General features: G+C 64.3%; 8 protein-coding genes. All 8 read right to left on the bottom strand.

Annotated elements, in window-relative coordinates:
• Positions 1 to 86 precede the first annotated feature (86 nt).
• The 8 genes from HHL22_RS15320 to HHL22_RS15285 all read right to left on the bottom strand — a co-directional run bounded on the left by HHL22_RS15320 (position 87) and on the right by HHL22_RS15285 (position 12,255).
• Positions 87 to 320: a hypothetical protein gene (locus tag HHL22_RS15320; protein WP_169532212.1), complete on the bottom strand. Its 234-nt coding sequence runs from the start codon at positions 318 to 320 to the stop codon at positions 87 to 89.
• An 88-nt stretch (positions 321 to 408) separates the two neighbouring features.
• On the bottom strand, positions 409 to 2,454 hold the full coding sequence (locus HHL22_RS15315; RefSeq protein WP_169532211.1) for a glycoside hydrolase family 127 protein: 2,046 nt from the start codon (positions 2,452 to 2,454) through the stop codon (positions 409 to 411).
• Positions 2,455 to 2,552: 98 nt separating this feature from the next.
• On the bottom strand, positions 2,553 to 4,397 hold the full coding sequence (locus HHL22_RS15310; RefSeq protein ID WP_169532210.1) for an NPCBM/NEW2 domain-containing protein: 1,845 nt from the start codon (positions 4,395 to 4,397) through the stop codon (positions 2,553 to 2,555).
• A gap of 55 nt (positions 4,398 to 4,452) precedes the next feature.
• Complete coding sequence (locus HHL22_RS15305; RefSeq protein WP_169532209.1) at positions 4,453 to 5,970, bottom strand: arabinan endo-1,5-alpha-L-arabinosidase; 1,518 nt, start codon at positions 5,968 to 5,970, stop codon at positions 4,453 to 4,455.
• Between the two features lie 56 nt (positions 5,971 to 6,026).
• Positions 6,027 to 8,072, bottom strand: a complete 2,046-nt coding sequence (locus tag HHL22_RS15300) for an alpha-L-arabinofuranosidase C-terminal domain-containing protein (RefSeq protein ID WP_169532208.1) — start codon at positions 8,070 to 8,072, stop codon at positions 6,027 to 6,029.
• A 178-nt stretch (positions 8,073 to 8,250) separates the two neighbouring features.
• Positions 8,251 to 9,738 carry an L-arabinose isomerase gene (araA, locus tag HHL22_RS15295; protein ID WP_169532207.1) on the bottom strand — a complete coding sequence of 496 codons (1,488 nt, stop codon included), beginning with the start codon at positions 9,736 to 9,738 and terminating at the stop codon, positions 8,251 to 8,253.
• Between the two features lie 91 nt (positions 9,739 to 9,829).
• Complete coding sequence (locus HHL22_RS15290; RefSeq protein ID WP_169532206.1) at positions 9,830 to 10,528, bottom strand: L-ribulose-5-phosphate 4-epimerase; 699 nt, start codon at positions 10,526 to 10,528, stop codon at positions 9,830 to 9,832.
• Positions 10,525 to 12,255, bottom strand: a complete 1,731-nt coding sequence (locus tag HHL22_RS15285) for a ribulokinase (RefSeq protein WP_169532205.1) — start codon at positions 12,253 to 12,255, stop codon at positions 10,525 to 10,527. Before HHL22_RS15285 ends, HHL22_RS15290 begins: the two co-directional genes overlap by 4 nt.
• Positions 12,256 to 12,279 lie beyond the last annotated feature (24 nt).

Genomic DNA, 12,279 nt, shown 5'->3' with positions numbered 1-12,279 from the left:
CCGGGCGTCGCAGAAGAATTGTTGGCTACCTCGCCCGCGCGCGGCCCTAGGTGGCCAGGCGTTGCACCGGCAGCAGCGGGGAGCACCTATTTTTTGGGGGGCTTGGCGGCTTTGCCGGGCGCGTTGGCCTTGCGGGCCGCGTGGCGCGGGGCGGGCAAGGCGCCGGGAGTGGGGGTGGTCATGCCGGGGGCCTGGGGCGCGTCGGCCCGGTCGGCACCCACGTTTTTGGTGCCCGACGCGGCGGGAGTGGGCGGGGCAGTTTGGGCGGCTTGCCCGGCCCGCCAGCCCAAGCACAACAACGACAACAGGAGCAAACGCATGGTAATAAGAGTTTTAAGAATGAATGAGTGAGCCACCGCCCGCGCCGTAACGGCCGGTTTTGGCCAGGGCAGCGAGCTTCAGCGGGCGCTACTTCTGGGCCGTGGTGGCGGCGGTAGTCGGCTGGCTCAGCAGGTCGAGGTCGGTGAGCTTCTCGGGAAACCAGACGGTCATCTCACCCCGGCCCCGGTTGGCCCAGGCGTAGTACGGAATGGCCACCAGCGTGCGCGGCGCGGTGCTCACGCTGGTGCCGTCGGCCCCTAGGCTCACCACGGGCACGGTAGCCGTGAGGGTTTCTACGCCGTTTAGCAGGGCGGGCTGGTAGCTGGCGGTGAAGGTAGCCGTGGCCGGCACCAACAGGTTGCTGGTTTTGCCGTTGTTGTCGACCCATTCGGCGCAGTACACTACCGGGCCGCGCTGCAAAGCCACCTTGCCCAGGTCGTCCTTCACCAGCGGGTTGGCGTGCACGCGGCGCACCTCCATGGGCAGGCTCACCTCCACCACATCGTGCCGGCGCCACTTACGGCCCAGCACGGCGTATCCGTTCTGCACTTGGTACTCCACGGCCTTGCCGTTGACCTTGATAACCACCGGCGTCGCCGTAGGCTGCGCAAACGTGTAGAGGTTGGAGGGCACCGCCTCGCCCCGCGCCCAGCCGGGAATGCGCACCAGCAGGTCGAAGTCGGCCGCGGCGGCTTTGGGCGTCACCGTGAACTTGAGGTCACCCTGCCAGGGGTAGTTGTTTTGCTGGGTTAGCTGCACCGGCTGCTTGTTTACCATCAGGGTGGTGGTACCGCTCACAAACAGGTTGGCGTAGACGCTCTTACCGCGCTGGGCGTACACGTAGCCGGGCAGCGCGGGCATGAGGCGCGCCAGGTTGGTGGGGCAGCACGAGCACTCGAACCACCCGGCACGGGCCGGCTCGGTTTGCGGAAAACCCAGGCTGTTTTTTATTTGCATGGCGTTGCTGTAGAAGAACGACTTACCGTCCAGCCCCACCCCCGAAATCAGCCCGTTGTAGAGTACCTTCTCCAGCACGTCCACGTACTTGCTGTCGCCGTGCAGCTGAAACATGCGCTGCTGCCAATACACGTCGGCCACCGAGGCGCAGGTTTCGTTGTAGGCCGTGGTATTGGGTAGCTCGTAGTTAGCCCCGAAGCGCTCGCCGCCGGGCACCGCGCCCGTGCCCCCCGTTACGTACAGCTTCTTGGCCACCATATTGTGCCAGATGGTATCCACGGCGGCCAGCAGTTGCTTGTCGCCGGTGAGGGCGGCCACGTCGGCCATAGCCGAGTACAGGTATTCGGCGCGCACGGCGTGGCCTTCGGCCTCGGATTGGGCCGCTACCGGCTTGTCGTCCTGCCAGTACGAGCCGTTTTTCCAGCTATCGGGGCTCTTGGGGTCGTAGCCGGGGTAGTGGCCGCGGGCATCTAAGAAGAACTTGGCCGTGGTCAGGTACTTCGCCTGGCCCGTCACGCGGTAGAGCTTCACCAGGCCCATCTCCACTATCTCGTGGCCGGGGGCTACGCTGCGCTTGCCCGGCCCGAACACCGCGCACACGAGGTCAGCATTTTTGAGGGCGATGTTGAGCAACGTTTTCTTGCCCGTGGCCTGGTAGTGGGCCACGGCGGCCTCGTAGAGGTGGCCCGCGTTATACAGCTCGTGGCTCAGTTCGCGCTCCTTGCTCCAGCGCTCGGGACCCGCCCAAGGGTGCGGGTGGGCGGGGTCGATGGTACGGGCCGTGTAGAGGTAGCCGTCGGGCTCCTGGGCCGCGCCTACTTTCTTAATCAGCTCATCTACGTAGGCCGCGAGCTTAGCATCGGGGTACACGCTGAGCGAATACGACGCCCCCTCGATGGTTTTGTAGATGTCGGTGTCGTCGAAAGGGAAGGTGGTGGCAAACTTACCCTGCCGGGCCGCCGCCATCTCGAAGTTCTTCACCCGGTTGGTGCTCTCGCAGCGCGCAAACGACGCCGGGATGGTGACGTCGGTATTGGTTTTGAGGCGCGGCAGCCAAAAGCTATCCGTCAGCTTCACCTGCGTAAACGGCACGGCCTGGATGGGGTAATCCAATTGCTGGCCCAGGGCCGGCGCGGCCCAACCCAGGCCAAGCAGCAAAAGCAGAGAGTTTTTCATGGAAAAGTGGCTTTTAACAGATGAGAGCACAAGCAGTTGCTTGGCAACACGCTTACACAATCGATAATTCAGTTTTAACTAAGATAGGGCGTAAGGCCCTACGGAAGCCGGCGCCTGACCAGCCGGTAGAAGCCCGCGCCGTGCCGCCGGACGTACGGCGCAAATTCGTCACTAACGGCCCCTAGGGTCTGCCCGCTCCACAAATCCTGCACGGTGGCGCCGCCCGCCAGCCCCAGCTCGGCCAGGGCCACCGGCACCCGCACCGAATCGGCGGGGGCGGGCAGCAGGGGGCTTTGGGTGAACACTAGGGCCTGGAACGTGCCACCGGTATTTTGCCCCGCCGCCGCTTGGTCGAGCCCCACGGTGGCCCGAAAGCGCGGGTAGCCCGCGGGCACGTCGTACTCGATAAGGGAGTTGGCGTGGGTGCCGATGCCGGCGGCGTAGGTTTGGCCCGCCACCCGCAGCGGGCCGCCGCTCACGCTTTTGCCCACCGTGGCCTGGCCCCAGCCGGCGCTGGCCGTGCGCCAGGGCAAGGTGGTGAGGTCAAGCGTTTTACCTACGCCATCGGTGAGCACGGGGTTCAGCCAGTCGGCGTGGTCCCAGGCCGTGCCGTCGGCGCCGCCCCGCACCACCAGGTACAGCTTCTGGGCGCCCGCAATGTCCACGTCGAGCGGGGCCTGCCATACCTCGCGGCTGATGGGGGGCCCCGCCAAGGCCGCCGCGCTGGCGGGCGCCTGCTCCTGGTCCTGGGCATTGAAGAGGGCCAAGAACTTGTCGCCCGTGCGCGGGTCGTCGGCAACCCAGCCCACCAGGTCGCCGCGCCGGAATAGCTGGCGGTTGTGGGTACTGGCCTTGTGCACGGCCAGCACCCTAGGGTTGGTGAGGAGCGCTAAGGTGGCCGCGTCGGTACTGGGCAGGTCGCCGCCAAACATCAGTGGCGAGCGGAAGATGCTCCACAGCGTCATCAAGGTGCGCTGCTCGTCCGGCGTGAATCGGCTCTGGCGGTCGTCGCCGCGCTCGGCCCTTATGCCGAGGCGGCCCAGCGGCAGCATGTCGGCATCGGGCCAGGCGCCGGCCATGATGTAAGGTGCCCAGCGCGCGCACACCGCAAAGTGCTCCTTGAGCTGCTCCCACGAGTCCCAGAAGTCGCCCACCGTGCGCCACATGTTGGCGTGCTGTTGCGCGTGCCGGGCATCGGCCAGCGGCGTTTCGCCGGGCGACATGCTGAACACTATTTTGCGCCCCGTGCGGTCGATGGCCCGGCGAATAAGCTCGATTTCGCCCGCGTGGTAAGGCTCCGACAGGTCGTCAATCTTCACAAAATCAACGCCCCAGCTCGCGTACAGCTCAAACAGCGAATTATAGTAGGCCTGCGCGCCGGGGCGGGTGGGCACTACCGTGTACATGTCGTGCAGCCACTGGCACTGCCCGTCTTTGGTGTAAATGTCGGCCGCCGTTAGCCGGGTACCCTTGATGGGCAGCCGGCGCTGCACGGCCACCACCGGCACGCCGCGCATAAGGTGAATCCCAAATTTCAGCCCCTTGGCGTGCAGGTAGTCGGCGAGCGGCTTAAAGCCTTTGCCCCCCGCGGCCGACGGAAAGCGGTTGGGCGCGGGCACAAAGCGGCCGTACTGGTCAAGGTTCCAGTCGGGGTTTTTCTCGTTGTAGCCGTGGGCCGTGTCGTTGCCCACGTACCAGCGAATATCCACCACCACGTACTCCCAGCCGCTGGCTTTGAGGTGCCGAGCCATGTAGTCAGCATTGGCCCTGGTTTCGGCCTCCGTCACGGTAGGGCCGTAGCAGTCCCAGCTGTTCCAGCCCATGGGGGGGCTAGGCGCCCACTGGTGAAAGTCGGCTCTGGGGGCGGCGGGCTGGGCTTGGGCAGCCACGGCCCCTACCCAGGCCAACGCGCTGCCGCATAGCAAGTTGCGTAAGTAGCTCATTAACCAGAAAGAATACTGGGCGGCTAGCCTAGGCCCCACCGCGGGGCCCTAGGGTCTATTTCTTCTTGCCCCACACGGCCGTGCCGTTGTTGTCGAGGCCAGTGAAAATGAGGGTGGTTTTCTTGTTTTCCCAGTCGCGGCCCTGCTGCACGTATACCTGCGCGGTGGTGCCGCCGCTGAAGCGCAGCGTCAGCCACGGTGCGGCGTAGCTCCAGGTGCCCGTGGTGGCCCCGCCGAAGGTGCCGTCGGCGGCCAGTGTGAGGGCGGTGCTATACTGGAAATTGGGCGTAATCTGCTCGTTGCCGTAGCCGGGAATGACGAGGTAGTTAAGCGTAATTTGCTCCCAGGTACCCGCCAGGTCGGCCTGGGCCACGAGGCTGTTGTCCTCGCCCGCGTAGCGCTCGGGCGATACCACTGGCCAGCCCGAGGGCGTCCAAAAAATCTTGCGCACGTGCAGGTCCATGTAGTACGAGTCGATACCCGGCCGGCCCTGGTGGGCCATGAAGTACTGCCCGTTGCCGTCGGAAAACACGCCGCAGTGGCCCGTGCCCTGCCAGCCGCTGTGCCCGCCAAACTGGTAGGGGGCCAGTATCATGGGGCCGTGGTCCTCGGCCAGGTTAATGTCGCGGCCCTTAAAGTCCAGGAAGGGGCCCTCGGGCGAGTCGGCGCGGCCCACGCGCACGTTGTACTTGGTTTGCAGCCAGTCGTAGGAAATGAATAGGTAGTACTTCTTTTGGTCAGGGTTGTAGATAATCTCGGGGCCTTCAATGTTGCCGTTAATCTGCGTGCCCGTGAAGCCGCGCTGCGCGATGCGCGGGCCGCGGTCGCCGGGGGTGGCGTTCAGCCCGGTGGCGGCATCGAGCTGCACGGTGTGGATGCCGTCGAAGGCCGAGCCGTAGTACATGCGGTGCCGGCCCTGCTGGTCTACGAGTACCGTGGGGTCGATGCCGTTGGTGATGTCGGCCGCCGAGTTGTCAGTCGTTACCACAAGGCCCTTTTCCGTCCAGGGTCCGGTGGGCGAGCTAGCCGTGGCCAACCCAATCGTGCTCAGCTTAAATACGTTGGAAGCTAGCGAGTAGTAGAGGCGGTACTCACTGCCCACCTTGAGCACGTAGGGCGCCCACAGCAGCCGGTTGGGGGTGCCCCCGTGCTGCGTGATGTAGGCCGTGCCTAGGGGCGGCGCGCTCTTAAAGGCCCAGCCCAAGAATTCCCACTGCACCAGGTCTTTGGAGCGGCGCATCTGCAGGCCGGGCGTCAGCACGGCGTCCGAGATGCCGTAGCCTACGTCGGTGCTGTACATGTAGTAGTAGCCATCGTCAGCCTTCAGCACGGACGGGTCGTGCACGTTGTAGGGCCCCCACTGCGCATAGGAGGCCAGCGGCGCCACGCTGGCGTAGGTGTCGGTGATGCTATTAATGTCGAACGCGGCCGGCGCCGGGGTCGGCACTGGGGTGGGGGTCGGTGTGGGGGTGGGCGTAGCGGACGTATCCTCTTTTTTACAAGAAGCTACGCTCAAGAGCAACGCCGCCAGCAGGCTACTCCAGCGCAGGGCCGGCAGAATGGGCTTCTTCATAAAGAAAAGTGGGTGGGAAAACTGTCCGCTACCAGCCGGCAGCAGTAGCTAGCCGGTTACTTTTTAGCCGGCACGCGCAGCACCGTGAAGGAATTGGGGGCGAGGGTGTAGCTCACGGTAGCGCCCTTCACGGCAAAGGTTGACGCCTGCGGGGCGAGCTTTTTGGGCTCTTGCAGGCTGTTCTGAGTTTGCAGGTCGGCGCTGGCCATCACTTGGGCGCGGCCGGTTTTACCTAGGCCCTTGGCCCCGGCCAGGCTGATGGCTACGGGGCGCGGGCTGCTGGAGTAGTTTACCAGCTTCAGCACCACCTCGCCGGTGGGCTCGTCGGCTACGGCACTGGCAAAGAGGTTGTCGGCGCCGTTTTTGGCCCCGGCGGGCATCGTGACGGGCAGCACGCGGGTGCCCTTGTTGAGGGCGTAGAGCTTTTGCACGTAGTAGCTCGGCGAGCCGTACGAGTTCAGGTTATCAAACCATATCATGTCGGGCGTCCACTGCCAGGCGTCCACGTTGGCAAAGAGCGGGGCGTAGGAGGCCATGCCCACCACGTCGGCGTTGCGCTCCAGCCCGGTCATGAAGGCCGCTTCCGAAATGGCGCAGTCCCAGGTGTTCTTGTTGTCGGGGCTGCCAATGGCCACGCTCTGGGCGGCGTACTCGCCGGCAAAGATTTTGGGGCCGCCGCGCGCGTACTTGTCGTAGCGGCCCACGTTTTCGCGAAACCACTCGGGCTTGGCGTAGTAGTGCTCATCCACGTACTCGGCCTTCAGCTCGCCGAGGCGCTTGCTGGCCTTGTCAAACAGCTCGCCGTCGGGGCTAGGGCCGGCGCTGCTCACGATTTGCATCTGCGGATACTTGGCCTTCACGGCCTTGGCAAACGGCTCGTAGCGCTCCAGGTACTGCGGGCCCCACTGCTCGTTGCCCACCCCCAGGTACTTGAGGTTGAAGGGCGCCGGGTGGCCCATGGCCACGCGCTTGGCGCCCCAGGGGCTGCTGGCCGGGCCGTTGGCAAACTCCACGAGGTCGAGCGCGTCCTGAATAAAAATGTCCAGCGATGGGTCGCCGGTAGCCGGGGTCGCCCCGCTGGCGTTGGGGCCTTTGGCGGTGCTGGCGGTGCCCATCGGGGCTAGCTCACCCGAGTTGAACTGGCAGGCCATGCCTACGTTCAGGATGGGCAGCGGCTCGGCCCCGATATCCTCGGCCAGCTGGAAGTACTCGAAGAACCCTAGGCCAAACGACTGGTAGTAGTCGGGCGTCGAGCGGTGCCGGAACTCCATGTTCCAGCGATTGATGAGCGGCGAGCGGCTGGCCACGTCGCCAATGGTTTCCTTCCACTGGTAGCGCTCTGATAGGGTGCGGCCCTCTACGATGCAACCGCCCGGAAAGCGCAGAAAGCCGGGCTGCATATCCTTGAGCAGCTGCACCAAATCGGTGCGCAGGCCATTGGGGCGGTGGTTCCAGGTATCCTGCGGAAACAGCGAAATCACGTCCACGTCTACCGTGCCCTGGCCCGTGAGCACCAGCTTCAGGTGGGCCTTGTTTTGAGTAGCTGTGGGCTTTAGCACGGCCTTGTATTGCTGCCAGCCCTCGCCAAAACCCGTAACCGGCGCCTGGGCCAGCACTTCGCCCTTGGCGCCCACCAGCACCGCCGTGAGGCCGCTGATGCTGCCCGCGCCGCGCCGGGCGTAGAGCGAGAGGTTGTACGCCTCGCCCGCTTTCACGCCCATGCCCCGAAAGCCTTCGTTCTCAATGCCCGCCTCGCCGGTGGCCCCGCTGCGGGTAGTCAGGCGCAGGTAGTGAGCATTGCTCGCGCTGATGCCCTGCTCGTTGCGCACGGCGTAGGCGTCGAGGTTGAAACCACCCCCTAGGGCCTTCCAGCCAATAAGGCCGGGGTCAATCTCAAACGACTTATTTTTGACCAGCTCGGGGTACAGCCCCCCGTCGGCGGCGAAGTTGATGTCCTCAAAAAACAAGCCGTACATGTTCTTATTGACGGCCGCACCGGGCTTGTTTACCTGCACGGTGAGGCTGGCCGGGGCGGCCATCTGAGCGCGCGCGGCCAGGGGGCCAAGCAGCGCCAGGGCCAGTAGTTGGGAGGTAGGTTTCATGGGGAAGGAAGAAAGGCGGGTGGGATGCGGCAAATTGGGCGGCGTAAGCAAGGTGCCCCCTGGCCCCTCGCCGCGACGGCGAGGGTGGGGTTAATTTTAGGAATGACTGGTCTAGCGTCAACAGTAATTCTCCTTCACTAGCCGGAGGGGGCCTAGGGGGCGCTAGGCAGGGCAAGCCCTACCCCCGAAACGCTACCTCGTTGAAGCGCAGCTCGTTCTTAAACGTGCGCAGCTTGGTATCGGCATCAATAAGGACGAACTCGATGCCGGCCATCTCGGCGAAGTCCTCCAGGTATTCGGCAGTCAGGTTCTGGCTGTAGCCGGTGTGGTGCGCACCCCCGGCTAGTATCCAGGCGGCGGCGCCGGTGGCCAGGTCGGGCTTCACTTTCCAGAGCACGCGGGCCACGGGCAGGTTGGGCAGGTTCTGCTCGGCTGCCACAGCTTCTACCTCGTTCACAATCAGGCGAAAGCGGTTGCCCATATCTACGATGGTGGCGTTGAGGGCCGGGCCGGCCGCGCAGTTAAATACCAGGCGCACCGGGTCTTCCTTGCCCCCGATGCCGAGCGGAAAAATCTCGGCGCGCGGCTTACCCGCGCCGATGCTAGGGCAGATTTCGAGCATGTGCGACCCTAGGACCTGCTCGTTGCCGGGCGCAAAGTGGTAGGTATAGTCCTCCATGAAGGAGTTGCCGCCGGGCAGGCCGGCGCCCATCACTTTCATGGCGCGCACCAGGGCCGCCGTCTTCCAGTCGCCCTCGCCCCCAAAGCCGTAGCCGTCGGCCATCAGGCGCTGGGTGGCAATGCCGGGCAACTGCTTCAAGCCGTGCAGGTCCTCGAAGGTATCGGTAAAGCCGATGGCCTTTTTAGCAGTCAAAAACTGGCGCATTCCCAGTTCGATGCGGGCCGCGTCGCGCAGGCTTTCGCGCTGGGCGCCCCCGGCCTTGAGGCTAGCGGCCAGTTCGTACGCCTGCTCGTAGGTGGCTACCAGCTCGTCCACCTGCTGGTCATTCACCTGGTTCACTACGGCCACCAGGTCGCCCACGCCGTAGGTGTTCACCTCGTAGCCAAACTTAATTTCGGCCTCTACTTTGTCGCCTTCCGTCACGGCCACGTAGCGCATGTTGTCGCCAAAGCGCACAATGCGGCCGCCCTGCCAGTCGGCCCAGGCGCTGGCTACGCGGCTCCAGATGCTGAGGCGCTCGTGCACGTCCTGGCTCTGCCAGTGGCCCACTACTACCTTGCGGTTCAGGCGCATGCGGGTGCCGATGAACCCAAACTCGCGGTCGCCGTGCGCCGACTGGTTGGTGTTCATAAAGTCCATGTCAATGGCTTCCCACGGAATGTCGCGGTTGTACTGCGTATGCAGGTGGGCCAGCGGCTTTTGCAGGATTTTCAGGCCGTTAATCCACATCTTGGCCGGCGAGAAGGTGTGCATCCAGGCAATCAGCCCCACGCAGTTGGGGGTGGTGTTGGCTTCCTGCATCAGCTGGTATATCTCCTGCGGGCCCGTGAGCACCGGCTTGTACACGATGCGGATGGGCAGTTTAGTACCCAGTTCTTTGGCAATTTCCTGCGAGTGCTGGGCTACCTGCTCCAGGGTTTCGGGGCCGTAGAGATGCTGGCTGCCGGTAATAAACCAGGCTTCGTACTGCGAAATATCAATCATGGTAGTGGGTAGTGTCGCGGGCTGCGTGAGTCCGCGTAGGGGTAGGAAAAGGCTGGGGCGAAACGCGGGCTAGCAGGCCCACGCAGCAGCGCTACTGCCCGTAGTAAGAATTGGCGCCGTGCTTGCGCTCGTAGTGTTTTTTGATGAGGGCGTCCTTCAGGCGCGCCACGCCGGGCTTCAGCGTGCAGCTGAGGTAAGCCAGGCGGGCCACTTCCTCCAGCACGGCACTGTGGTACACCGCTTTCTCCACCGTTTTGCCCCAGGTGAAGGGCGCGTGGTTGCCCACGAGTATCATCTCCACTTCGGCCGGCGAGAGGCCGCGCTGCGCAAACTCGTTGATGATTTGCCAGCCCGTCTGGTGCTCATAGTCGCCGGCAATCAGTTCGTCGCTCATGGGCGGGGCGCAGGGCACGTCGGCCGTGAGGTGGTCGGCGTGGGTGGTGCCCAAAATGGGTATATCGAGCTGGGCCTGGGCCCAGGCGGTGGCGTAGGTGCTATGTGTGTGCACGATACCCCCAATCATTGGCCACTCTTTAAAGAGCAGCGCGTGCGTTTTGGTGTCGCTGCTGGGCCGCTTGCTGCCCTCGACAATAGTATTATCGAAGTCTACAATGACAATGTCTTCGGGCTGCAGCGTGGCGTAGGGCACGCCGCTGGGCTTGATGGCAAACACGCCCCGCGCACGGTCAACCACGCTGGCGTTGCCGAAGGTGAAGAGCACCAGCCCGAGGGCCGGCAGTTGCATATTCGCTTCGTAGCAGGCTTGCTTTAGCGCTTGGTACTGGCTCATGCGGTGGTTATGGCTTGGGTTTCAGTTTCGGCCACGGGCACGGCCGCGCCCACCGTGGCGCTTTCCACAAACTGCCCGAGGGCCTGGTACTGCGCGTAGCGGTCGGCATAGTCGGCCACGCGGGCGGGGTTAGGGGTGTAAGTTTCGGCAAAACCACTCCCGAGGGCCTGCTGCGCTGCCAATACGTCGGGGTAAATCCCCGCCGCCACGGCCGCGTACATGGCCGCCCCTAGGGCCGGCGCCTGCTCCGACACCGCGATTTTGATGGGCCGGTCGAGCACGTCGGCCAGGGTCTGCATCACGAAGGCTGACTTCTTGGCCACGCCCCCAATGCCGATAACCTGCTTGATGGGAATACCCTCGCTTTCGAAGCGCTCCACAATCTGCTTCGAGCCGTAGCAAATGGCCTCGACCAGCGCGCGAAAAACCTGCGGGGCCGAAGTCCCCATCGTCAGGCCCGTGAGGGCGCCTTTGAGGGCCTGGTTGGCGTCGGGGGTGCGGCGGCCGTTTACCCAGTCGAGGGCCAGCACCTGACTTTCGGCGGGGTCTACCTCGGCGGCAGCCTGCGTGAGCTGGCGCAGCAGGTTGTCGCTTACCTCCTGCTGAAACAGGGCCAGCTGCTCGGCGCTCAGCACCTGCGAATGCGCCAGCGTAGCGGCCTGCAACGGCCACTCCAGCATCTGGCGGAACCAGGCCAGCAAGTCGCCAAAGGCTGACTGGCCGGCCTCCAGCCCCAGCATGCCCGGAATGACGGAGCCATCAACCTGCCCGCAGATACCGGCCACCAGGTGGTCGCCCACCTCGGCCGTCGGGGCCACCACAATGTCGCAGGTACTGGTGCCCATTACCTTCACCATCGAGTAGGACTCGATTTCGCCCGCCACGGCGCCCGCGTGGGCATCGAACGAGCCCACGGCAATTACTGTGCTGGTAGTCAACCCTAAGCGGCGAGCCCACTCTTCCGATAAATGCCCAGCTACTTCATCGGCCGTGTACGTTTCCGTGAATAATCGATTGCGCAAACCGGCCAGCTTAGGGTCGAGGTGCGTGAGAAACTCCTCGGGGGGCAGGCCGCCCCAGCTGGCGTGCCACAGGGCCTTGTGGCCGGCGGCGCAGCGGCTGCGCTTAAACTCGGCCAGCGGCTGGCCGGTGAGCGTGAGCGTGAGCCAGTCGCAGTGCTCCATCCAGGAGTAAGCGGCCTGGGCCACGGCCTCATCTTCGCGCACGATGTGCATGATTTTGGCCCAAAACCACTCCGAGGAATAAATGCCGCCCTCGTACTTCGTAAAATCCTCGCCGCCCCAGGTGCGGGCTTTCTGGTTGATTTCAGCGGCCTCGGCCAGGGCCGTATGGTCTTTCCAGAGGATGAATAAGGCGTTGGGGTTATCGGCAAACTCGGGCAGCAGCCCTAGGGCCACCCCGTCGGCGTTGACGGGGCCGGGCGTCGAGCCGGTGGTATCAATGGCGAGGCCCACAATCTGCTCGGCAGGCACTTGCTGGGTTACTTCGCGCACGGTGGCCTCAAGGCCTTCGAGGTGGTCGAGGGGGTGCTGGCGAAAACGGTTCTGAGCGGGGTGGCAGTACTGGCCCTGTTTCCAGCGCGGGTAGTAGTGCACGGCCTGCGCCACTTCGGCGCCGGTGCGCGCATCCACAAGCAGTGCCCGCACCGAATCGGTGCCGTAGTCGAGGCCAATAACGTAGGCCGCAGAGGCGGGTGAGGTTGGCACGGTAAGTAAGTGAGTTAAAAGTTA

This window comes from Hymenobacter polaris, assembly GCF_012927305.1.
Lineage (GTDB): Bacteria > Bacteroidota > Bacteroidia > Cytophagales > Hymenobacteraceae > Hymenobacter > Hymenobacter polaris.
Note: the sequence above shows the minus strand (reverse complement) of the source record. Positions and strands in the feature narration are given on the sequence as shown.